At 73.1% G+C, this 21,538-nt stretch carries 21 protein-coding genes; 8 read left to right on the top strand and 13 right to left on the bottom strand.

Annotated elements, in window-relative coordinates; genetic code table 11:
- The first annotated feature begins 72 nt into the window (after positions 1-72).
- Complete coding sequence (locus tag ACIQWR_RS11200; protein WP_404006795.1) at positions 73-1,659, top strand: beta-N-acetylhexosaminidase; 1,587 nt, start codon at positions 73-75, stop codon at positions 1,657-1,659.
- 71 nt (positions 1,660-1,730) lie between these two features.
- The gene (locus tag ACIQWR_RS11195) at positions 1,731-3,179 is read left to right on the top strand and encodes a cellulose binding domain-containing protein (RefSeq protein WP_404006793.1); all 1,449 of its coding nucleotides are present in this window, start codon (positions 1,731-1,733) and stop codon (positions 3,177-3,179) included.
- Positions 3,180-3,210: 31 nt separating this feature from the next.
- Here ACIQWR_RS11195 and ACIQWR_RS11190 read toward each other — a convergent pair whose 3' ends face one another.
- The 13 genes from ACIQWR_RS11190 to ACIQWR_RS11130 all read right to left on the bottom strand — a co-directional run bounded on the left by ACIQWR_RS11190 (position 3,211) and on the right by ACIQWR_RS11130 (position 14,765).
- A complete protein-coding gene (locus ACIQWR_RS11190) occupies positions 3,211-3,843 on the bottom strand; it encodes a GNAT family N-acetyltransferase (protein WP_404006791.1) in 633 nt (210 codons plus the stop codon).
- A 148-nt stretch (positions 3,844-3,991) separates the two neighbouring features.
- Positions 3,992-4,591, bottom strand: a complete 600-nt coding sequence (locus ACIQWR_RS11185; protein WP_404006789.1) for an HAAS signaling domain-containing protein — start codon at positions 4,589-4,591, stop codon at positions 3,992-3,994.
- Entirely contained in the window at positions 4,588-4,956 is a 369-nt protein-coding gene (locus ACIQWR_RS11180) for a PadR family transcriptional regulator (RefSeq protein ID WP_404006788.1), read from the bottom strand. The genes ACIQWR_RS11185 and ACIQWR_RS11180 overlap by 4 nt, the downstream gene beginning before the upstream one ends.
- An 84-nt stretch (positions 4,957-5,040) precedes the next feature.
- Entirely contained in the window at positions 5,041-6,375 is a 1,335-nt protein-coding gene (locus ACIQWR_RS11175) for an ammonium transporter (protein ID WP_404006786.1), read from the bottom strand.
- Positions 6,372-7,772 (bottom strand): ammonium transporter, encoded by a 1,401-nt coding sequence (locus tag ACIQWR_RS11170; protein WP_404006784.1) that lies wholly within the window; start codon positions 7,770-7,772, stop codon positions 6,372-6,374. The genes ACIQWR_RS11175 and ACIQWR_RS11170 overlap by 4 nt, the downstream gene beginning before the upstream one ends.
- An 80-nt stretch (positions 7,773-7,852) precedes the next feature.
- Positions 7,853-8,785, bottom strand: a complete 933-nt coding sequence (locus ACIQWR_RS11165) for an urease accessory protein UreD (protein WP_404007484.1) — start codon at positions 8,783-8,785, stop codon at positions 7,853-7,855.
- 125 nt (positions 8,786-8,910) lie between these two features.
- Positions 8,911-9,534: an urease accessory protein UreG gene (gene ureG, locus ACIQWR_RS11160; RefSeq protein ID WP_385784049.1), complete on the bottom strand. Its 624-nt coding sequence runs from the start codon at positions 9,532-9,534 to the stop codon at positions 8,911-8,913.
- Between the two features lie 32 nt (positions 9,535-9,566).
- On the bottom strand, positions 9,567-10,316 hold the full coding sequence (locus tag ACIQWR_RS11155; protein ID WP_404006782.1) for an urease accessory protein UreF: 750 nt from the start codon (positions 10,314-10,316) through the stop codon (positions 9,567-9,569).
- Positions 10,313-12,037: an urease subunit alpha gene (gene ureC, locus ACIQWR_RS11150; RefSeq protein WP_399257088.1), complete on the bottom strand. Its 1,725-nt coding sequence runs from the start codon at positions 12,035-12,037 to the stop codon at positions 10,313-10,315. Before ureC ends, ACIQWR_RS11155 begins: the two co-directional genes overlap by 4 nt.
- A complete protein-coding gene (locus ACIQWR_RS11145) occupies positions 12,037-12,558 on the bottom strand; it encodes an urease subunit beta (RefSeq protein WP_404006780.1) in 522 nt (173 codons plus the stop codon). The genes ureC and ACIQWR_RS11145 overlap by 1 nt, the downstream gene beginning before the upstream one ends.
- 14 nt (positions 12,559-12,572) lie before the next feature.
- Complete coding sequence (locus tag ACIQWR_RS11140; protein WP_404006778.1) at positions 12,573-13,412, bottom strand: sirohydrochlorin chelatase; 840 nt, start codon at positions 13,410-13,412, stop codon at positions 12,573-12,575.
- A gap of 2 nt (positions 13,413-13,414) precedes the next feature.
- Positions 13,415-13,720, bottom strand: a complete 306-nt coding sequence (locus ACIQWR_RS11135; RefSeq protein WP_399257094.1) for an urease subunit gamma — start codon at positions 13,718-13,720, stop codon at positions 13,415-13,417.
- Between the two features lie 70 nt (positions 13,721-13,790).
- Entirely contained in the window at positions 13,791-14,765 is a 975-nt protein-coding gene (locus tag ACIQWR_RS11130) for an urea transporter (protein WP_404006775.1), read from the bottom strand.
- Between the two features lie 310 nt (positions 14,766-15,075).
- On the opposite strand from ACIQWR_RS11130, the gene ACIQWR_RS11125 reads away from it, so the two are divergent.
- The 6 genes from ACIQWR_RS11125 to ACIQWR_RS11100 all read left to right on the top strand — a co-directional run bounded on the left by ACIQWR_RS11125 (position 15,076) and on the right by ACIQWR_RS11100 (position 21,518).
- The gene (locus tag ACIQWR_RS11125; RefSeq protein ID WP_404006774.1) at positions 15,076-16,605 is read left to right on the top strand and encodes a von Willebrand factor type A domain-containing protein; all 1,530 of its coding nucleotides are present in this window, start codon (positions 15,076-15,078) and stop codon (positions 16,603-16,605) included.
- Between the two features lie 130 nt (positions 16,606-16,735).
- Positions 16,736-17,893 carry an ABC transporter substrate-binding protein gene (locus tag ACIQWR_RS11120; protein ID WP_404006772.1) on the top strand — a complete coding sequence of 386 codons (1,158 nt, stop codon included), beginning with the start codon at positions 16,736-16,738 and terminating at the stop codon, positions 17,891-17,893.
- A 7-nt stretch (positions 17,894-17,900) separates the two neighbouring features.
- On the top strand, positions 17,901-18,896 hold the full coding sequence (locus tag ACIQWR_RS11115) for an ABC transporter permease (RefSeq protein WP_404006770.1): 996 nt from the start codon (positions 17,901-17,903) through the stop codon (positions 18,894-18,896).
- On the top strand, positions 18,884-19,762 hold the full coding sequence (locus ACIQWR_RS11110) for an ABC transporter permease (protein WP_404006768.1): 879 nt from the start codon (positions 18,884-18,886) through the stop codon (positions 19,760-19,762). Before ACIQWR_RS11115 ends, ACIQWR_RS11110 begins: the two co-directional genes overlap by 13 nt.
- On the top strand, positions 19,759-20,880 hold the full coding sequence (locus ACIQWR_RS11105; protein WP_404006767.1) for an ABC transporter ATP-binding protein: 1,122 nt from the start codon (positions 19,759-19,761) through the stop codon (positions 20,878-20,880). Before ACIQWR_RS11110 ends, ACIQWR_RS11105 begins: the two co-directional genes overlap by 4 nt.
- Positions 20,877-21,518, top strand: a complete 642-nt coding sequence (locus ACIQWR_RS11100; RefSeq protein ID WP_399257108.1) for an HAD family hydrolase — start codon at positions 20,877-20,879, stop codon at positions 21,516-21,518. Before ACIQWR_RS11105 ends, ACIQWR_RS11100 begins: the two co-directional genes overlap by 4 nt.
- The last annotated feature ends 20 nt before the right edge of the window (positions 21,519-21,538 follow it).

The following is a 21,538-nucleotide window of genomic DNA, read 5'->3' as shown; positions in this document are numbered from 1 at the left end:
GCTCATGTCACCTTCGTGCCACGCAGCTATCCAGTTGACCAATTGGTAAGGCATTGGAGGAACCACCGCGTCATGTCCGCCCGCCGCGCCGCCGCCCTCCCGCACCTCGTCCCCCGCCCCCGCACCCTCACCCCCCACCCCGGCCGCTTCCCCCTCGGCCCCGACACCGCCCTGCGCGCCGGCCCCGGCGCCGGGGCCGCCGCCACCCTGCTGCGCGAACTGTTCGCCCCGGTCGCCGGCGGCCCCCTGGACCCCGGCGCTCCGGGCGGGCGGATCGTGCTGCGCTTGGACGCCGATCCCGCCGATCCCGCTGATCCCGCTGATCCCGCTGCTCCCGCCGGTCCCGCCGAGCTCGGGGCCGAGGGCTACTCCCTGACCATCGGCCCGGACTCCGTCCTGCTGCGCGCCGCCCGGCACGAGGGGCTGCTGCACGGGGTCCAGACCTTGCGCCAACTGCTCCCGCCCGCGGCCCTCGACGCGGGGGCGGGGCCACTGCCCGGGCTGTCCCTGCCTTGCCTGAGGATCACCGACGGCCCGCGGTTCGCGTGGCGCGGGGCCATGCTGGACGTGGCCCGCCACTTCCAACCAGCGGCGTACGTACGCCGGTTCGTGGACCTGCTCGCCCTGCACAAGCTCAACGTCCTGCACCTGCACCTCACCGACGACCAGGGTTGGCGGATCCCCGTCCCCGGCTACCCGCGGCTCACCGGGACCGGAGCCCGCCGCCGCGAGAGCGAGGGCGACGGCACCCCGCACGAGGGCGCGTACACCCGGGCCGAGCTCACCGGGCTCGTCGACTACGCCGCCCGCCGCGGGGTGACGATCGTCCCCGAGATCGAGATGCCCGGCCACACCCGCGCCGCCCTGGCCGCCTACCCCCACCTGGGCAACCGCCCCGACGTCACCCTGGAGCCGTGGACCCGGTGGGGGGTCTGCGAGAACATCCTCGGCGTCCACGACGAGGTCCTCGACTTCTGCCGCGCCGTCCTCGACGAGGTCATGGACGTCTTCCCCGGGCCCTACGTGCACATCGGGGGCGACGAGTGCCCCACCACCGAATGGCACGCCTCGGCGGCGGCCCGGGAACGCGCCGCCCGTGAGGGGCTGAGCGGCCCGGAGGCGCTCCACGGGTGGTTCATGCGGACCGTCGCCGATCACGTCGTCGCGCGCGGCCGCCAGCCCCTGGGCTGGACCGGGAACGGCGCCGAACTCCCCGGCGCGTTCACGGTCGCCGCCTGGCTCGACCCGGACCACGGGCGGACCGCGGCCCTGCGCGGCCACGACGTGATCATGACTCCCCACCGCTCCACCTACCTGGACTACCCGCAGTCCGCCGACCCCGCCGAACCGCGCGGACAAGGCGGCGCAGTGGTCGACCTGCGCGGGGTCTACGACAACGAACCCGCCCCGCCCCACTGGGAACCGGAAGCCACCCGCCGGATCCTCGGCACCCAGGCGCAGTTGTGGACCGAGTACGCGAGCACCCCCGCACAGTTGGAATACCTGGCCTTCCCCCGGCTCTGCGCCCTGGCCGACACCGCCTGGTCCACCCACCGCGACTGGCCCGACTTCCGGCGCCGACTGGACCACCACCACGACCGGCTCGCCGCCCTCGGCGTGCCCGCCCGGCCCCCGCACCGCGACCACGACGGCGCCTGAACCCGCGCGCCCGTTCGCCCGCACCGCCGCACCGCCATCCCCTGCTCTCCCCCCACCCGAGAGGAACCCCGATGCGCCGCACCACGCGTACCCGCGCCGCGATCGCCCTCGCCCTGGCCGTCACCGCCGGGCTCGGCGTCACCTCCCTCGCCGCCCAGACCGCGAACGCCGCGGCCGACTCCGTCAAGGTCCAGTACCGCACCAGCGCGAACGGAGCCACCGCCGACCAGGCGGAGCCCTGGTTCAAGGTGGTCAACAACGGTTCGACGACCGTCGCGCTGAGCCGGGTGACCTTCCGCTACTACTTCAAGGCGGACGGCCCCGGGCTCCAGTACCGCTTCGCCTGCTCCTGGGCGGTCACCGGCTGCGCCAACGTCACCGCCTCCTTCGGCGCCCTGGAGCACCCCACCGCGACCGCCGACCGCTACCTGGAGATCGGCTTCACCGCGGGCGCCGGATCCCTCGCCCCCGGCGCCGACACCGGGGACATGCAGTTGCGCTTCCACCGGGTCGACTGGCAGACCGTGAACCAGGCCGACGACTACTCCTTCGGCGCGGGGCGGAGCACGTACGCGGACTGGGACAAGGTCACGGCGCGGCTCGGCGGCGCCGCCGTCTGGGGGACCGCCCCCGCCGGGAACGGCGCCGACCCGACCCCCACACCGACGGACCCCACGCCCACCCCCACGCCGACCGACCCGCCGCCCACCGGCGCGACCCTCTTCGACGACTTCTCCTACACCTCGTACGGCGACCCGGCCATCGCCGCCCACGGCTGGAACGTCCGCTCCAACTCCGGTGGGCCCGGCGTCCCCGGCGCCGCCTGGTCCCCCGAGAACGTCACCTTCGCCGCGGCCGGCGGCGGCAACACCGTCATGAACCTGGAGACCTCCACCGCGGGTTCGGCGGAGAGCACCAAGCAGACCGAAGTGCTGACGAAGGCGACGAAGTTCAAGAACGGCACCTACGCGGCCCGGGTCAAACTCTCCGACGCCCCGAAGTACGGCCCGGACGGCGACCACCTCGTCCAGACCTTCTTCACCATCAACGACCTCAAGGCCCCGATGGCCGACGACTACGCCGAGTACGACTTCGAGTACCTGCCCAACGGGGGCTGGGGCGAGCCCGGGAACATCCTCTACACGACGTCGTGGGAGACCTACCGCCCCGACCCGTGGGAGGCGGTCAACCAGCACACCGAGGCCCGTACCAGCTACGCGGGGTGGCACGACCTCGTCGTGACCATCGACGACCACGCCATCACGTACTTCATCGACGGGCAGGTCTTCGGCACGCACGACGCCCGCTACCTGCCCGAACGGCCCATGTCGATCAACTTCAACCAGTGGCTGATCGACCTGAACGGCCAGAGCGGCACCACCGCGCGCGCCTACGACCAGCAGGTCGACTACGTCCTGCACGTCAAGGACCAGGTGCTCACCCCGGCCCAGGTCACGGCCAAGGTGAACGCCTACCGCGCGGCGGGCACGTCCTTCGAGGACACCGTCCCGGCGGGCTGACCGCCGCCACCGGTCGTGGTCAGGATCGCGGTCACGGGGCGTCGGGCGCGCGGACGAAGCCGTTCAGCGGCGCGAGGACCTTCCAGTCGAGCGATTCGTAGAGCGCCCGGCCCTGGACGGTCGCGCCCAGGACGCCGGTGGACACGCCGCCGTCGAGGGCCGCGTCGGTGAGCGCGCCCATCACCACCGTCCCGAGGCCGCGGCGCCGGTGGGCCGGTTCGGTGACGATCCGGTCGAAGACGCAGGCGGCGCCGGTCCGTCCGGTCAGGCCGGACGCGGCCGGTTCCCCGTCGGGGCCCAGGACGCGCACGGAGGTGACGCCGTCGGAGCTCTCGACGGTGACGGTGTACCCGGCGGGTGCCCGGACGGGCGCCGTACGCAGGTCGACGGCCATCAGGAAGCAGGCCTCGACGGGCTCCCAGCCGGCTGGGAACCAGGGCCGCATCTCGGCCGCCGGCAGGAACGCCTTGACGCACGTGGTGGGTTCGGTGATCGCGTCGACCAGCTCGCGGGCGACGTCGGGGTCGGCGTCGAGCAGGACGTGCCGGACCACCTGGTCCGGCCGTCCGACGTCGATCCGCAGTCCCCACGGCACGTCCACCGGCTCCGGCATCCGCCGGGCGACGGCCCATCCCTCGACCCACGACCGCGCCGTTCGCATCATCAGTCCACCCCGATACCCGCCCACCGACATGAGGAGGGCAGTCCGCACCCGGTGTGTGGCGACCGGTGTGGGTCTCCCCGCATCCGCACTGTACGTGAGGGCCGCTGACCTGCCGAAGGCTTGGCCGGGCGTGATCCGAAGGGCGGGCTCAGAGCGCCGAACGGAGCCGGGCGGCCGACCGGGCCAGCCGCACGACGGCGACGACGGGCAGGATCCAGGACAGCGTGAGCGCCGCGAGCAGGGCGGTCGGGCCCAGTCCGCTGGTCGCCACCATGAGCACGCCCGCGAGCACCGGCGCCGTGAGCACCGGCGAGAGCAGCAGCAGGGTCGCCCGCCACTGTTCGCGGCGCGCCCACTGGGCCGACTTCCACAGCAGGACCAGCCCGACGACCAGGGAGATCGGGGCCAGCGCCAGGCCGGCCAACGGCACGAGCGCGAGCGGGAAGGCCAGGACGAGGAGGGCGAGCGTGACGAGCGTGCGCGCCGTGCTCTCCGGCTCGGGGCGCGGGGAGCCGATGCCCTCCTCCGCCAGCGCGGCGTCCGCGATGGCCTGGGGCGACCCGAGCCGGTCGAGCACCCCGCGCACGGTCGCCTCGTCCGCGGGGTGCGCGTCGGCGAGGGTCACCTCGATGTGCTCGCCGAGGTCCGCGAGCAGTTCCCGGCGCCGCTCGTCGGGCAGGGTGCGGGTCCGCTCGTCGACGGCGGAGAGGAAGGCGCGGACCAGGGGGTGGGGCAGGGTGTCGTTCACGTCGGCTCTCCAGGAGTGAGGAAGTGGTCCACGGCGGTGCGGAAGGAGGGCCAGTTGGCGGCGAACTCCTCCAGCGCGCTGCGGCCCGCGTCGGTCAGCGTGTAGTACCTGCGCGGCGGTCCGCTGTCGGAATCGCGCAGGTGGGTGTCGGCGAGTCCGGTCCGGCGCAGGCGGGACAGCAGGGGGTACATCGTTCCCTGACTGGTCGCCATCACCTCGACCCGGGCCAGCTCCTCCAACAGTTCCACCCCGTAGCGCGGGCGGTCGCGCAGCAGCGCCAGGACGCAGTACTCCAGTACGCCCTTGCGCAGCTGACTGGCCACGTGACCGTCGGCTCCGGGTTGGCTTGCATTGCCAGGTACCATGCAAAGCAAGCTACCACAGGAAGGGCCGTCCCCCACCGGCCCCGAGGGAGGGGCGTCGAGCGGGGAACGGCCCTGGGGGGCTCGTCAGTTGTCCTGTCGGCCCGTCATCAGGACCTCCCGCAGTCGGGCGACCAGTGCGGAGGCGCTCTCCGGCTCCTCCCGCGGCGGCGGCGCGGTGTCGTCCGGGGACAGCTGCTTGAGGTGGTCGGAGAGCACCTCCGCGTACGCCTGCTCGTGCTCGATCATTCCGCCGGGTTGCCGCAGGCCGATGGTGGCCCCGATCGCCTTTCCGATGAGCGCGGTCATGACGAAGGCGTACAGGCCGAGGACGACCACGGCCGTGAGCTGCTTGCCGAGCAGGTCCCACGAACCGCCGTAGAACAGGCCCTTCTTGCCGGTGAGCGCACCGGTCGCGGTCAACCCGGCCATGACCATGCCGACGATTCCGCCCCAGCCGTGGATGCCGACCACGTCGAGGGTGTCGTCCACCCCCAGCCGGTACTTCCAGCTGATCGCGAGCGCACAGGTCAGCCCCGCGACGAAGCCGGTGACGGTGGCCCACACCGGGCTGATCCCGCCGGCCAGCGGGGTCGTGGCGACCAGGCCGGTCACCGCGCCCATGCACATGTCCAGCAGGCCCACCTGCCGGGTCCGCCACCAGCTGGTGACGGCCCACCCGGCCATCGCGGCCCCCGCCGCGAGCTGGCTGTTCAGGAACGCCATCGCGGCGCCCCCCGGAGTGCCCAGCGAGGAACCGGTGTTGAAGCCGAACCAGCCGAACCACATCAGCGACAGGCCGATGACGACCAGCGGCAGGTTGTGCGGGCGGATGCCCTGGCGGTCGAAGTCGGCGCGCTTGCCGGCGACGATCGCGAGCGCGAGGCCCGCGGCGCCGGAGCCGATCTCGACGACCGTGCCGCCGGCGAAGTCGACGGCCCCCAGCTGCGCGGCGACCCAGCCCCGCGGGTCGAACACCCAGTGGGCCATCGGGACGTAGACCAGCAGGGTCCAGGCGCAGACGAAGGCGATCCAGCCGTTCATCGTGGCCCGACCCGCGATGGAGCCGCTGATCAGGGCCACCGTGACGATGGCGAAGGACATGTGGAAGACCGCGAAGGTCACGGTCGGCACGTCACCGGTGAGCGAGTCGATGCCGATGCCGCGCAGGAAGGCGTGGTCGAGGGTGCCGATCACCCCGAGGCCGCCCGCGTCCGGCCCGAAGGCCAGCGAGTAGCCGACGGCGAACCAGAGCACCGTGACGATCACCACGCAGAAGAAGCACATCTTGAGCATGGCGATGATCTGGCCGGTGCGGACCATCCCGCCGTAGAAGAAGGCCAGTCCGGGCGCCATCAGCAGCACCAGGGCCGTGGCCATCATCAGCCACGACGCGTTGCCCGAGTCCCCGATCGTCGTCACTTGTCCCGCTCCCGTCGTTCCAGGACCGAGAGGACCTCGGCCAGCAGTGCGGCGTCCTGCGCGGCCGGGTCGGTCCCGGCGGCGGAGGCGGCCCCGCCGACCCCGGTCCCCGCGCGGGCGGGGGCGCGGCCGGGCTCCTCGGCCCGCTCGCCCATCCGGTCGCGGATCTGGTCCAGCGTCTCGGAGTCGTAGGCGACCTCCTCCTCGCGCCCGGGCACGTTCTCGTACTCCTCGGAGGCGCGGAAGCCGACGGCCTTGTCGATGGCATGGGCGATGAGCCAGGTCATCGCGAAGGCGAAGCCGCCGACGGCGAGGATGGCGACGGTCTGGCGCCACAGCTGGTCGAGCCCGCCCCCGTAGAAGAGGCCCTTCTTGCCGCTCATCGCGGCCGTCGCGAAGAAGCCGACGGAGAGCACTCCGACGATGCCGCCCCAGCCGTGCACGCCCACCACGTCGAGGGTGTCGTCCACGCCGATCTTGTACTTCATGTTGATGGCGAAGCAGCAGACCACGCCCGCGACGAAGCCGATGACCAGGGCGCCGACCGGGGAGACCTCGCCGCAGGCCGGGGTGATCGCGACCATGCCCGCGACGGCCGCCGAGGCCACGCCCAGCATCTCCACGTGCCCGAGCCGCCACTTCTCGATGATCGGCCAGCCGATCATCGCGCCGGCGGCCGCGAGCTGCGTGTTGAAGAAGGTGGTCGGAGCACTGCCCTCGACCTGGAGCGCCGATCCGGCGTTGAAGCCGAACCAGCCGAACCACAGGAGCGCCAGTCCGATCACCACGAGCGGCAGGTTGTGCGGCCGGATCGGGTCGCGCTCGAAGTCCCGGCGCTTGCGCAGCACGATGGCCACCGCCAGCCCGGACGCGCCCGAACCGAGCTCCACCGGCAGACCGCCCGCGTAGTCGAGGGCGCCCAGGGACCTGGCGATCCACCCGTCGGGAGCGAAGACCCAGTGCGCGATGGGCACGTACACCATCAGGGTCCAGGCGGTGACGAAGACGAGCCAGCCCTTCATGGTGGCCCGGCCCGCGATGGAACCGCTGATCAGCGCCACCGTGATGATCGCGAACGACATCTGGAAGCAGGCGAAGATCACGGTCGGGATCGAGCCGTGCAGGGTGGTCATCCCGACGCCGCGGAAGAAGGCGTGGTCGAGACCGCCGATCAGGCCGCCCCCGGCGTCCTTGCCGAAGGCGAGCGAGTAGCCGATCGCGAGCCAGAGGACGGTGACCAGCGACAGGCAGGCGAAGCTCATCTTCAGCATCACCAGCACGTGTTTGGTCTTCACCATCCCCCCGTAGAAGAAGGCGAGGCCGGGGGTCATCAGCAGCACCATCGCGGTGCTCGCCATCATCCAGGCGGTGTTACCCGTGTCGTAGCCAGGGGGCATGGGGGTGCGGATCCTTCGGGTCAGCGGGGTGAGCGGCTTCTGCGGCTTCTGTGCCTCGGGGGACGGGGGCGCGCGGCCGGTCAGGTCTTGCGCAGGTCGGGCGCCGGCACGCCGATGAGCCGCAGGCGTACGGTGTTCCAGGCGCGGGCCAGGGCCCGCGAGACCTCCTGGCTCCGGTCGCCCAGCACCCGCACCCAGGCACCGCTCTCCTGCGGCAGCACGCTGACGCCGTGCGCCAGGCCGCTGTCCGCCAGCGCCGCGTGCAGCAGGTCGGCCACCTCGCGGGCGGGAGCCAGCGGGGTCAGGACGAAGAAGCCGGCCATCACCGCGTACCCGCCCAGGACGGCCGGTCCGCTCACCCCGCGGCCGGCCGCCCCGGCGCCACCCGGCTCCAGCCGTACGGCGTCCAGCGCGACCAGGTCCCCGTCGGGCCGCCGCACCTCCAGGTCGGAGGCGAAGACGGCGTACGCGTGCCGCTCCCCGCGCGCGAGCAGCCCCGCCAGCACGCTCTCGGAGACCAGCACGGTGGCCGACGGGTCGGCGGTGATCACGGTGCGCTGGTAGAAGCGGGAGTCGACGTACGGGATCACCGGATCGGGCAGGTACTCCACGTACGCGTCGGCCCCGACGCTCAGGAAGGTCTGCGCGACGCCGTAGTCGTACTCCATCCGGTAGACCTTCGTCGCGGCCTGGGTGGTGACGTGCGCCGCCGTACCGGGGCCGAAGGAGAGGTCCTGGCGCAGCCGGTCCGCCTGGACGACCCCGCCGCCCGTGGACAGCAGGAAGGTCACCGGCAGGTCCGGGCGGTGCGGGTCGAAGTACAGCGGGCGCATGATCTGGAGCGGGGACTTCTGGTAGTGCCGCACCAGCTCGGTGCGAGCGCCGCGCCGCTCGAAGCCCAGCTCCAACAGGCCCACCTTGCCGGGGCGGCCGACCCCGAGGGTGTCGGGGACGGCCGAGTGGCGGCGGACCTCGGGCGGGACGCGCGGCGGCTCGTAGTGTGCGGGCTCCAGCCGCCCGGGGGGCCGGGCGGGCGCGGCGCGGCGGACCTCGGGCGCGGGGCCGGTCCCCGCGCCCGGAGTCGGCCCCGCACCCGGAGTGGGCCCCGGCCGGGCGGTCGGCGGGTCGGCCACGACGCTCACGCGGGCACCCGGCGGAAGGACTCGACGAAGGTCGCGATCTCCTCCAGGCCGTGTCCGGTCAGGCAGTTGGTCAGCACCACCGGGCGCCCCTCGCGGACGTGGTGGGCGTCGCGCTCCATCACGCCGAGGTCGGCGCGGACGTACTGGGCGATGTCGATCTTGTTGATGACCAGCAGATCGGACTCGGTGATGCCCGGCCCCCGCTTGCGGGGCATCTTCTCGCCCTCCGCGGTGTCCAGAACGAACAGGAACAGGTCCACCAGGACCGGGCTGAAGGTCAGCGTGAGGTTGTCACCGCCCGACTCGTACAGGAGCGTGTCCACATCGGGGAAGCGCTCCAGCATCTCGGCGCCCGCGGCCAGGTTCATGGTCGGGTCGTCGCGCACCGCCGTGTGCGGACAGGCCCCGGTCTCCACGCCGACCACCCGCTCGGGGTCCAGTACCCCGGCCAGGGTGCGGCGCACGTGCTGGGCGTCCTCCTGGGTGTAGATGTCGTTGGTGATCACGGCGGGCCGGTGACCGCGCTCGATCAGCACCGGCACCAGCGCCTCGATCAGCGCGGTCTTGCCGGAACCGACGGGACCGCCGATGCCGACCCGCAGGACGTGGTCGTCTCTCATGTGTCGCTCTCGCCTTTCGCAGGGGGGACGTATCAGGTGGCGAACAGGCGGGCCTCGGCCCGCTCGTGCCGGGCCGACATCACATCGGCCAGGGGCACGCACCCGCCGAGGTCGGCGAGCTCGCGCCGCAGGGCCGCCCGCGCCACCTCTTCGATGACGGGGGCGGTGTCGCGGAGCACGACCTGGGCCCGGCGGTGGTCCGTGAGCCGCAGCCGCAGCGCGGCCCCGGTGAAGCTCGACGAGAAGGCGAACAGGTCGCTGACGACGGCCGCCCGCACCGGGACGCCCGCCGCGGCGTACGCGACCCCGGCGGCCACCGCCTGCGTGCCGGGCGCCCGTTTGGCGGCGACCAGCTCGGCGTAGCGCTCCAGGGCTTCGCCGCCGAGACACTCGCGGGCGATGTCCAGCAACTGGCGCCCGGTACGGGTGGCCGCGCGCCGCAGCCCCTCGCCCAGCTTGGCCGCGCACAGCCTGCGGTCGATCTCGCCGAGCCCCGCCCAGTCACCGGCCGACGCGGCCCGGTGGGCCAGCGCCAGCGCGGTGGCGTCGGAGGGCCCCACCGAGTGCCGCAGCAGGTCGGCCAGCAGTCCCGGCACGCCCTCCGGTGTCACGGCCTTCGCCTGGGCGTAACCCTCCAGGCCGTGCGAGAGCGTGTAGAAGCCGCTGGGGAAGGCGGAGTCGGTCAGCTGGAGACTGACCAGGAGGGCCGCGGTGCCGATGCCCTCGTCGTCGGCTGCGGCTGCGGCTGCGGGGTCGGCGCTCGCGCCCGGCAGCCCGCTCATGCCAGGAAGAACAGGTGGTTCAGCGGCAGTTCGCGGGCCGGCTCGATGGTGGCCGGGACCCCGTCCAGGCTGACCTTGTAGGTCTCCGGGTCGACGGTGATCTCCGGCAGCGCGTCGTTGTGGAGCATGTGCTGCTTGCCGACGGTCCGGCAGTGCCGCACCGGCAGCACCCTGCTGTCCAGCCCCAGCCGCTCCGGCACGCCGAGCGCGATCGCGGCCTGCGACATGAAGGAGACCCGGGTGCTCTGCTTCGCCTTGCCGTACGCGCCGAACATCGGCCGGTAGTACACCGGTTGAGGGGTCGGCAGCGAGGCGTTCGGGTCGCCCATCAGCGCCCAGTTGATCAGCCCGCCCTTGATGACCATCTTGGGCTTCGCCGCGAAGGAGTGGATCGGCCACAGCACGATGTCGGCGAGCTTGCCCGTCTCCAGCGAGCCGATGTACTCGGCGGTGCCGGTGGCGAGGGCCGGGTTGATGGTCATCTTGGCCAGGTAGCGCAGCACCCGGAAGTTGTCGTTGCGCTCGGTGTCCCCGGCCAGCTTGCCGCGCTGGTCCTTGCAGTGGTGCGCGGTCTGGAAGGCCCGCGTCCAGGACTCGCCGATCCGCCCCATGGCCTGGGAATCGGAGGAGAAGATGGAGATGACGCCCTCGTCGTGCAGGACGGTCTCGGCCGCGATCGTCTCGGCCCGCACGCGGGAGTCGGCGAAGGAGACGTCCTCGGGGATGTCGTGGGAGAGGTGGTGGCAGACCATCACCATGTCCAGCAGCTCGTCCACCGAGTTGACCGTGTAGGGCAGCGTCGGGTTGGTGGAGGAGGGCAGGACGTTGGGCTCGCCCGCGATCCGCATGATGTCGGGGGCGTGCCCGCCGCCCGCGCCCTCGGTGTGGAAGGTGTGGATGGTGCGGCCGTCGATGGCGGAGCGGGTGTCCTCGAAGAAGCCGGACTCGTTGAGGGTGTCGGTGTGCACGGCGACCTGGACGTCGTAGTCGTCGGCGACGTCGAGGGCCTTGCTGAGCGCGGCCGGGGTGGTGCCCCAGTCCTCGTGCACCTTCAGCCCGCAGACGCCCGCCTCGACCTGCTCGACCAGCGCCTCCGGGAGCGAGCCGTTGCCCTTGCCCAGCAGACCGACGTTGACCGGCATGTCCTCGACCGCCTGGTACATCCGGCCGATGTTCCAGGGGCCGGGGGTGCAGGTGGTCCCGTTGGTGCCGTCGGAGGGACCGGTGCCGCCGCCGATGAGGGTGGTGATGCCGTTGGAGAGGCCGTGCTCGGCCTGCTGCGGGGCGATGAAGTGGATGTGGGTGTCGATCCCGCCCGCCGTGGCGATCAGGTGCTCGCCGGAGATCACCTCGGTGCCGGGTCCGATCACCAGCCGGGGGTGCACCCCGGACTGGGTGTGCGGGTTGCCCGCCTTGCCCAGGCCCGCGATCATCCCGTCCTTGACGCCGAGGTCCCCCTTGACCACGCCGAGGACCGCGTCCAGCACCACCACGTTGGTGATCACGAGGTCGAGGGCGCCCTGGAGGTTGGTGGCCTGCGGGTCCTGGGCCATGCCGTCGCGGATGCCCTTGCCGCCGCCGTAGACGGCCTCGTCGCCGTAGTGCCCCTCGTTGTGGTCCTTCTCGACCTCGACGACCAGATTGGTGTCGGCCAGGTGGAAGCGGTCGCCGACGGTCGGCCCGAACAGGTCGGTGTACTGCTTGCGGCTCAGGACGGCCATCAGTTCTCGCCCTTCTTGTGGCTCTTGTTCTTCTTCTTGCGACCGCCGTCGTGACCGCCGTCGTGACCGGCGTCATGCGCGCCGTCGGCTCCGGCCCCGTCGGTTCCCGCCCCGTCCCCGTCGTGCGCGGGGCGCTCCGGTTCCTCGATCCGGGCGCCCAGGAAGCCGAGTTCGACCGCCCGGCGCAGCGCGCGGTTGCGGGTGTCGGTGGACCCGAGGCCCCCGTCGACCAGTGAGCTGAAGCCGATCAGGCGGCCGTGGCCGGCGAAGGCCGTCAGCTGCACCTCGCGGGTGTCGCCCGGCTCGAAGCGCACCGCGGTGCCCGCGGGCAGGTCCAGGTGCATGCCGTAGGCGGCGTTGCGGTCGAAGTCCAGGGCCCGGTTCGCCTCGAAGAAGTGGTAGTGCGAACCGACCTGGATCGCGCGGTCACCGGTGTTGGACACGGAGACCGTTGCCTTGCGGCGGCCTGCGTTGATCTCCACGGTGCCTTCGCCGTAGAGGTAGGTGGCGCCACCGGACATGGTGGGACTTCCCTTCAGTGGTGGTGGTGTGCGTGGCCGTGCGGGTGGTCGTGACCGCCGCTCGGGCCGTGCGCGTGCGCGTAGCCGTGGCCGTGTTCCGCGTCCAGCCCGGCGCCGGTGCCGTCGTCCCCGTGGGCCAGGCCGTGCAGGGCGTGCGCGACCCGGGACCGCAGGACCTCCTCGATCGCGGCCGCGCCGAGCAGCGGCCCGGTGTCGAGGACGTCCGCGTCCGCCGCGGTGACGTCGGTCGCGTCTTCCGGGGGAGCGAACGCCGCACGGACGAGCGCGACGTGGCGGGCGCCGAGGCGGCGGCACCGCTCCACGCCCTCGGCGAGGTCCGGGTCGCCCCCGTCGAAGGCGACCTCGACCCAGCGGTGCGCGCCGTACTGCCGCACCAGCCGGGCCACCCGGAAGAGGTCGGCGTCCTCGAAGGGACCGGCGGCGGGCGCGGTGACCAGCACCGCCGAGGTCCGCGGAGCCGAGCGCACCGCCCGCAGCGCGGCCGTGCGCAGCCAGGCGGTCAGGTGGTCGGCGGTGGCGAAGGGCGGTGCCAGGACCAGTCGGCCCGGCTCGCCCGGCTCCTCGGCGCGAGCGAGCCAGCGCAGCGCACGGGCGCAGTCGGCGATCAGCTTCGGGTCGCGGCCCAGGGTCATGGGGACCACGCACACCGGCCCGGTCGAGGCGGCGAGCGCCGCGGTGACCGCCTCGGTCAGCGGCCGCCCGGCCGGCACCGCGCCGAGGGCGGCGCCGCCCTCGTGCCCCGCGCCCAGGACCACCGCGGCGGGCGGGCCGCCGGCGGGGGCGGGCCGGGTCCGTTCGGTCGGCCCGGTCCGCTCGGCCGCTGCCGCGCTCACGCTCAGGCCCCGACGGGGTCGTGGCAGGAGACCAGCTTGGTGCCGTCGACGAAGGCGGCCTCGACCTGGAGCAGGGGCAGCATCTCCCGCACACCGGCCATCACGTCGCCCGCGGCGACGACCTGCTTGCCGAGTTCCATGCACTCCGCGACGGTCCTGCCGTCCCGCGCGCCCTCCAGGATGCCCTCGCTGATGAGGGCGCAGGCCTCGCTGTAGTTGAGCTTGACGCCCCGGTCGCGCCGCTTGCGGGCGAGGTCGGCGACGACGTAGATCCAGAGCTTGTCCATCTCACGGGGAGCGAGATTCATCGGTCACTCACTTTCGGGCGGGGGCGGTTCCGGTGGCGGCCGTGCTTGGGTGCCGCGACGCCGGGGGAGTTCAGGTCCGGCGCAGCCGGGGGATCGCCGGTACCGCGGCGACGAACACGAGCGCGGTCAACACGAACGGCCAGGTGAAGGTGTGACCGCCGAAGGGCGCGAAGAAGGAGGTCATGGCGGCCGTCAGCCCCGTCGCGGCGGCGGCGCCGAGCACGGCGTAACCGAAGCTCCAGCTCCCGGCCACGAGGAACACCCCGCACAGGGCCATGGCCACGAGCACGCTGTTGTAGCCCATCAGCCCCTCGGAGATGCCCTGGGTGGGCGAACCCATGCTCCAGGCGACGAAGACGGCCACGGCGCTGCCGACGCAGGCCATCGCCCCGGCGAGCCGGCTCGCGACGGTGATCCCGGCGAGGAAGATCAGGCCCACGTACCACTGCGGCATGAAGAAGATCTGGCCGACATTGGCGAAGAAGCCGTGCCAGAGCTGCTCCCAGCCCAACGGGGTCGTGTCCGCCACGGACTTGGGCAGTGCGGCGAGGCCGGGGCCGGTGTGCCAGACGCGGGAGAAACTGGGCGCCGCGACCGTCATGACGCTCGCCATGATGCAGAAGGGCATCGTGAAGGTGGGGATGTTCCAGGTGCCCAGAATGGTCGCGAGGGCCGAGGTGACGACGACGACCGTGATGCATCCGCCGATGGCCAGCAGCGCCGTCGAGAGGTGACGGGCGCCGAGGAACACGGCGAAGGACAGGGCGACGAGGGTGCCGTTGAATCCGCGCAGGCCGACCGAGACGAGGCTGCGGTCGATACCGAAGGCATAAGCGGTGGCGGTGCCGACCACGCTGCCGAGCAGGCCGTAGAGCGCGAATTCCCAGCCGGCCGCGGCCAGGGCGGCGAGGAAGAAGATGCCCGTGATCGCGTTGGGCATGAAATCGACCTGGGCGATGCCCCGTAATACTTCCTGAACAAAGCTCGCGGGTTGAGCGGGAGCTGGTGGAGCTGGTGGTGGGGGCTCGGTAAGCGAACCGTTCATGCGTCGACCCTAGCCGTCGGACGCGCCATTCCATTCGATCCGACCGGGTGTTGCCATGGATATTCGCGGCGTCCCGGATTGCTCCGGCGGAAATATCTATAGCGCCGTACATAGGGAATTCGTTAAATCGACGCCGTGGTGGTTGCCCTTCGTGAGGCGTTCGTGCCCGTATCGAGCCCAGACCTTGATGTTCCGCCTGCCGTTGTCGCTTCGAGACGCATTCGCAACGCCTCCGACTCGTCCGAAAGGCCTGCCGGGGCGTCACATTCTCCAGTAGCGCACGGGAGAACGGCCAACGGAGGGGTACGGCATGAGACTTCGGGCGAGGATGTGCACGAGGGCGGTCGTCGCGCTCGCGGCGGGCGGCCTGCTGCTGACCGGGTGCGGTGCGGGCGGGTACGAGAAGAGCCAGAGCAAGGGGAGCTCCGGAACCCGCTACGTCGCCCCCGACGGCGGGGGCCGGACCGCCGGTCAGGGGGAGGGGGAGAGCGACGGGGCCAAGCGGAGCGCCCCGCCCGCCGACTACCTCTCGACCTTCGCCCTGGACGTCGACACCGCGAGCTACGGCTTCGCCCGCCGCACGATCGGGTCGGGCCGGCTGCCCGACCCGAAGACCGTCCGGCCCGAGGAGTTCGTGAACAGCTTCCGCCAGGACTACCGGAGCCCGGAGGGCAACGGCTTCTCCGTGACCGCCGACGGGGCCCGGACCTCCGCCGACGGGTGGTCGCTGATGCGGGTCGGGCTCACCACCGCGGCCCCCGCCCCGGACTCCGTCCGCAAGCCGGCCGCGCTCACCTTCGTCGTCGACATCTCCGGTTCCATGGCCGAGCCGGGGCGCCTGGACCTGGTCCGCACCTCCATGGAGCTGATGACCGACCGGCTGCGCGACGACGACTCGATCGCCCTGGTGACCTTCAGCGACAAGGCCAGGACGCGGATCCCGATGACCCGGCTCGGCGGTCAGCGCACCCGCGTCCGCGAGGCCATCTCCGCGCTGCGGCCCGACAGTTCCACCAACGTCGAGGCCGGGGTGACCCGCGGCTACGACGAGGCGGTCAAGGGTCTGCGGGCGGAGGCCACCAACCGGGTCGTGGTCCTCTCGGACGGCCTCGCCAACTCCGGTGACACCTCGGCCGACGGGATCCTGGAGCGGGTCGCGAAGGCCCGCAAGGACAACGGCATCACCCTCTTCGGCGTCGGGGTCGGCAGCGACTACGGCGACCAGCTGATGGAGACCCTCGCCGACCGCGGTGACGGGCACACCACCTACGTCTCCGACCCCGAGCAGGCGCGCAAGGTCTTCTGCGACGACCTGCCCGCCCAGATAGACCTGCGGGCCCGCGACGCCAAGGCCCAGGTCGCCTTCGACCCGCGGACCGTGGAGAAGTTCCGACTGATCGGCTACGAGAACCGGCGCGTCGCCGACCAGGACTTCCGCAACGACGCGGTGGACGGCGGCGAGGTCGGCCCCGGCCACAGCGTCACGGCCCTGTACGCCGTCCGCACCCGTCCCGGGGCCGCCGGTCACGTCGCGACGGCCACCGTCCGCTGGCTCGACCCCACCACCCGGGCCCCGCACGAGGAATCGGCCGCCGTCGAGGTGGCCGCGCTGACGGCCCGGCCGTGGACCGAGGCCGACGCCCGCTTCCAGGTCACCGCCGTGGCCGCGTACTTCGCCTCCGCACTGCGCGAGCGCGGGGGCGACTGGGAGCCCGTACCCGGCGCGCTCCCGCTCGACGCGCTCGCCGAGCGGGCTTCGGGGGTGGCGGACATGACCCGGGACACGGACGTGCGCGGGCTCGCCGACACCGTGCGGCAGGCCGCGCGGCTCATGGGGTGACGGAGCGCACCGGCGAGGGGTGGCCGGAAACGACCGCCACTCGCTGTCCGGATGCCGCGTGCCATTCACCGGGACGACATCCGGGACTCCGGTAATGGGCTCAGTTGTCCATACAACTTGGAGCCTCCACGTGATCACCGCCCACACCCGGACCGTCGCCCTCGCCGCCGGTCTCGTCCTCTCCACCCTGGCCCTGACCGCCTGTGGCGCCGCCCCCGACAAGGCGGTCGCCACTGCCGGGAACGGCAAGAACCTGGCCACCGCGGCCTCCGTCGCCGATCTCGGCGGCATGGACGCCCTGATCGCCGCGGCGAAGAAGGAAGGCACCCTCAACGCCATCGCCATCCCGCGCGACTGGGCGAACTACGGCGCCCTGATCGACGGCTTCACCAAGAAGTACGGGATCCAGGTCAAGGTGGAGAACCCGGACGGTTCCAGCCAGGACGAGATCAACGCGGTGAAGTCCCGCCAGGGCCAGGACCGCGCCCCCGACGTCCTCGACCTGGGCGCTGCCTTCGCCCAGTCCGCGGCCGCCGAGAACCTCCTGGCCCCCTACAAGGTGGCCGCCTTCGACAAGATCCCCGAGGCCCAGCGCGACCCGCAGGGGCGCTGGGCCAACGACTACGGCGGCTACGTCTCCATCGGCTGCGACGCCAAGCGGGTCGCGGTCTGCCCGCAGACCTTCGCGGACCTCCTGAAGCCCGAGTACAAGGGCCAGGTCGCCCTCAACGGCAACCCCACCAAGTCCGGCTCCGCCTACGCCGGCGTCTTCGCCGCCTCGCTCGCCAGCGGTGGCTCCTTCGACGACATCCAGCCCGGCCTCGACTTCTTCGGCAAGCTCAAGAAGAACGGGAACTACAACCCCGTCGAGTCCACCCCGGCCACCGTCGAGAAGGGCGAGACGCCCATCAGCATCGACTGGGACTACCTGAACGCCGGCTACGCCGAGCAGTTCAAGCCCAAGGGCATCGACTGGAAGGTCGCCGTACCCGCCGACGGCCAGTTCGCCCAGTACTACTCCCAGGCCATCAACAAGGACGCCCCCCACCCGGCGGCCGCCCGACTGTGGCAGGAGTACCTCTACAGCGCCGAGGGCCAGAACCTGTGGCTGAAGGGCCACGCCCGCCCCGTGCTGATGCCCGTGATGGAGGCCGACGCCACCCTCGACAAGGCCGCTGCCGCCGCGCTGCCCCCGGTCACCGGCACCCCGAAGTTCCCGAGCCAGGAGCAGACCGCGAAGGCCAAGGAGATCCTGGCCGGCGGCTGGGCCAAGGCGATCGCCGGCTGACGCGCAGATGACCCCCCACGCATCGACCGCCGCCGAGCCGGGCACCGCGCCCGGCGCGGCGGCGGCCCCCGCCCCCGCCCCCGCGAGCCCGGCCCTGCCCGGGCAGCGCCCCGCGACCGCCCTCGGGGACCGGCCCCGGCCCGGGACCGGGCGCGGCCCGCGCCGCGGCCGCGGCGCCTGGCTCGCCGCCCTGCCGCTGCTCCTGCTCGTCGCCCTGGCCTTCGGCCTGCCGGCCCTGGCCATGGTCTTCGGCGCCTTCAGCGTCAAGGACCCGGTCGCCGGCACCACCGCGTACGGCGTGGACAACCTCGCCCGCTCGGTCGACGGCGCCTACCGCACCGCCCTCATCGGCAGCGTGAAGCTGTCCGCGCTCACCGCCGCCGCGGGCGCCCTCCTCGGGCTCCTCGTCGCCCAGGCCGTCGTCAGCTCCCGCAGCCGCGTGCTGCGCGAGGCCGTGCTGACCGCCTCCGGGGTGCTCGCCAACTTCGGCGGCGTCCCCCTCGCCTTCGCCTTCGTCGCCACCCTCGGCAACGCGGGCGTCCTCACCACCGGCCTCGGCTTGGACGCCCACGGCTGGTCGCTGTACAGCTTCTGGGGCCTGTCGCTGACCTACCTCTACTTCCTGGTGCCGCTGATGGTGCTCACCGTGGCCCCCGCGCTGGAAGGGCTGCGCCCGCAATGGCGCGAGGCCGCCCAGGACTGCGGCGCCTCCACCTGGCGGTACTGGCGGCACATCGGGATCCCCGTCCTGCTGCCGACCCTGCTCGGCGGGTTCGTCCTGCTCTTCGGCAGCGCCTTCGCCGCCTACGCCACCGCCGCGTCGATGGTCGGCAGCTCCGTCCCCCTCGTCACCCTGCAGATCGCCGACGCGCTGTCCGGCAACGTGCTGATCGGCCAGGAGAACGTGGCGCTCGCGCTCAGCCTCGACATGGTGCTGGTCGCGCTGCTGGTGATGGCCGTCCACCTGCCCCTCCAGCGAAGGAGCGCCCGATGGCTCGCCTGACCCCGGCCGCCGCGGGGAGCGCCGCGCCGCGCACGCTCCGCCCCGGCCGCACGCTCGCCCTGCTGCTGGCCGCGACGTACTTCCTCGTGCCGCTGCTGGCCTCGGCGGTCTTCACCCTCGACATCCCGGGCCAGGGCTGGACCCTCTCCGCCTACACCCGGATCGTGCACGCCGACGGCTTCCTCGCCGCCCTGGGCCTCTCCGTCGGCCTGGCCGCGGCCACCGTGGCCCTGGTGCTGCTGGTCACCGTCCCGGCCGCCGTGGCCGTGCGGCTCGGGGCGCCCCGGCTGCGCGCCGTGCTGGAGGTCGTGTGCACCCTGCCGCTGGTGGTGCCGCCGGTCGCGCTGACCGCCGGCATCACCACGGTGCTGCGCTGGGGCCCGGAGCAACTCGCCGCGACCCCGCTCTACCAGACCTTCGTGGCCGTCCAGAACCCCTCCTTCCCGGTGATCCTGGTCCTCGCCTACGCCGTGATGGCCCTGCCGTTCGTCTACCGCGCGCTCGACGCCGGACTGCGCGCGGTGGACGTGCGGACCCTCGTCGAGGCGGCCCGCGACCTCGGGGCGTCCTGGCCCCGGGCGCTGGTCCTCGCCGTGCTGCCCAACCTGCGCGGCGCCCTGCTGAACGCGTCCTTCCTCGCCCTGGCGCTGGTCCTGGGCGAGTTCACGGTCGCCCAGTTGCTCGGCTTCGAACCGTTCACCGTGTGGGTCGTCCAGGCCTCCGGATCCGATGCCCGACTGTCCGTCGCCGTCTCCCTGCTGAGCCTGTTGCTGACCTGGGCCCTGCTGCTCGCCCTGACGGTGGCCGGCCGCAAGCGCCACCACCGCACCTCCCGCCCGAAGGCCGTAGGAGTCACTCCCTCATGAACGCGACCACCGCGACCACCGCGCCGCACCCGACGGACGCACCGCCCGCCGCCCGCACCGGAGCCAGCCTCGAACTGCGCGGCCTGCGCCGCGAGTTCGGCTCCGCCGTGGCCCTCGACGGGCTCGACCTGGACGTGGCCCCGGGTGAACTCCTGGCGCTGCTGGGCCCGTCGGGCTGCGGCAAGACCACCGCCCTGCGCGTGCTCGCCGGCTTCGAACGGCCCGACGCCGGGCAGGTCCTGCTCGACGGCAAGGACATCGCGGCGGTCCCGGCCAACCGCCGTGACACCGCCATGGTGTTCCAGTCGTACAGCCTCTTCCCGCACCTGAACGCCGCCGACAACGTCGGCTTCGGCCTGCGCATGCGCGGGGCGCCCACCGCCGAACGGCGCACCCGCGCCGCCGAACTCCTGGAACTGGTCGGCCTGCCCGGCCACGGCGACCGCTACCCGCACCAGCTCTCCGGCGGCCAGCAGCAGCGCGTCGCCCTCGCCCGGGCGCTCGCCCTGCGGCCCCGGCTGCTCCTCCTCGACGAACCGCTCTCCGCCCTCGACGCCCAGGTGCGCGTGACCCTGCGCGAGGAGATCCGCCGCCTCCAGCTGGAGCTCGGCATCACCACCGTCTTCGTCACCCACGACCAGGAGGAGGCCCTCTCGATGGCCGACCGGGTCGCGGTCATGCGCGGCGGTCGCCTCGAACAGTGCGCCACCCCGACCGAGTTGTACGCCCGCCCCGCCACCGGATTCGTCGCCGACTTCATCGGCGCGATGAACCGGGTCCCCGCGCACGCCACCGCCGACGGGACCGTCGACGTGCTCGGCGTCCGGCTGCCCGTCGACGGCCCGGCGCCGGCCCCCGGCCCGGTCGAGGCGCTGCTGCGCCCCGAGGGCCTGGAGGTCACCGCCCAGGACGACGGCCCCGGCCGCGTCCTCGGCACCGCCTTCCACGGCCCGACCGTCCGGGTGCGCATCGCGCTGACCGACGCCGAGGGCCGGACGAGCGAGGTCAAGGCGGACGTCCCCACACACGCGGCGGCCGCCCTGCTGCCGGGCGCGCGCGTCGCCGTACGGCCGCAGCCGCGTCCCGTGCTGCTCGCGCCCCAGGACGGACCGGCATGAGCCTGCAAGCGGTCCTCTTCGACATGGACGGCACCCTGGTCGACACCGAGGGCGTCTGGCTGGAGGTCGTCGAGGCCGCCGCCGTACGCCGCGGGCGCGCGCTGGACCCTGTCCGCCGCACCGCGGTGACCGGGCGCTCCGTCGAGGACGCCGCCGCGCTGCTGGCGCGGCACCTGGACGCGGGGGAGGCGGAGCTCGCCGCCGAGCTGGGGCGCGGGTTCGCCGCGCGGCTGGCCGCCGGCACCGTCCCGCGCCCCGGCGCCCTGCGGCTGCTGGCCGCGCTGCGCGCCGAGTCCGTCCCCACCGCGCTGGTCTCCGCCTCGCCGCGGGCCGTGGTCGACCAGGTCGCGGGCACCCTGGACGGGCACCGCTTCGACGTCCTGTTCGGCGCGGAGGACACCGTACGCACCAAGCCCCGGCCGGATCCGTACCTGGCGGCCGCGCTCGCGCTCGGCGCGGCGCCCGAGCGCTGCGTCGCGGTGGAGGACAGCCCCACGGGCGTCGCCTCCGCCCTCGCCGCGGGCTGCCGGGTGCTCGGGGTCCCCTCCACCGAACCCCTCGCCCCCGCGCCCGGGTTGACCCTGCTCGGCTCGCTCGTCGACGCGGACCCGGGCCTGCTGCGCGCGCTGTGCGCCTGAGCGGGCCGGAGCCCGGTGCC

Origin of the sequence: Streptomyces sp. NPDC098789 (genome assembly GCF_044759975.1) — a bacterium.
In the GTDB taxonomy this organism is placed as follows: Bacteria; Actinomycetota; Actinomycetes; order Streptomycetales; family Streptomycetaceae; genus Streptomyces.
The sequence above is the reverse complement of the archived record's forward strand: the minus strand, read 5'-3'. Positions and strand labels throughout refer to the sequence as shown.

Coding starts and splice junctions, on each gene's coding strand:
- ACIQWR_RS11200 (WP_404006795.1), top strand. CDS start 73: ATGTCCGCCCGCCGCGCCGCCGCCCTCCCGCACCTCGTCCCCCGCCCC.
- ACIQWR_RS11195 (WP_404006793.1), top strand. CDS start 1,731: ATGCGCCGCACCACGCGTACCCGCGCCGCGATCGCCCTCGCCCTGGCC.
- ACIQWR_RS11190 (WP_404006791.1), bottom strand. CDS start 3,843: ATGATGCGAACGGCGCGGTCGTGGGTCGAGGGATGGGCCGTCGCCCGG.
- ACIQWR_RS11180 (WP_404006788.1), bottom strand. CDS start 4,956: ATGGTACCTGGCAATGCAAGCCAACCCGGAGCCGACGGTCACGTGGCC.
- ACIQWR_RS11170 (WP_404006784.1), bottom strand. CDS start 7,772: ATGCCCCCTGGCTACGACACGGGTAACACCGCCTGGATGATGGCGAGC.
- ureG (WP_385784049.1), bottom strand. CDS start 9,534: ATGAGAGACGACCACGTCCTGCGGGTCGGCATCGGCGGTCCCGTCGGT.
- ACIQWR_RS11155 (WP_404006782.1), bottom strand. CDS start 10,316: ATGAGCGGGCTGCCGGGCGCGAGCGCCGACCCCGCAGCCGCAGCCGCA.
- ureC (WP_399257088.1), bottom strand. CDS start 12,037: ATGGCCGTCCTGAGCCGCAAGCAGTACACCGACCTGTTCGGGCCGACC.
- ACIQWR_RS11145 (WP_404006780.1), bottom strand. CDS start 12,558: ATGTCCGGTGGCGCCACCTACCTCTACGGCGAAGGCACCGTGGAGATC.
- ACIQWR_RS11135 (WP_399257094.1), bottom strand. CDS start 13,720: ATGAATCTCGCTCCCCGTGAGATGGACAAGCTCTGGATCTACGTCGTC.
- ACIQWR_RS11130 (WP_404006775.1), bottom strand. CDS start 14,765: ATGAACGGTTCGCTTACCGAGCCCCCACCACCAGCTCCACCAGCTCCC.
- ACIQWR_RS11125 (WP_404006774.1), top strand. CDS start 15,076: ATGAGACTTCGGGCGAGGATGTGCACGAGGGCGGTCGTCGCGCTCGCG.
- ACIQWR_RS11115 (WP_404006770.1), top strand. CDS start 17,901: ATGACCCCCCACGCATCGACCGCCGCCGAGCCGGGCACCGCGCCCGGC.
- ACIQWR_RS11110 (WP_404006768.1), top strand. CDS start 18,884: ATGGCTCGCCTGACCCCGGCCGCCGCGGGGAGCGCCGCGCCGCGCACG.
- ACIQWR_RS11105 (WP_404006767.1), top strand. CDS start 19,759: ATGAACGCGACCACCGCGACCACCGCGCCGCACCCGACGGACGCACCG.
- ACIQWR_RS11100 (WP_399257108.1), top strand. CDS start 20,877: ATGAGCCTGCAAGCGGTCCTCTTCGACATGGACGGCACCCTGGTCGAC.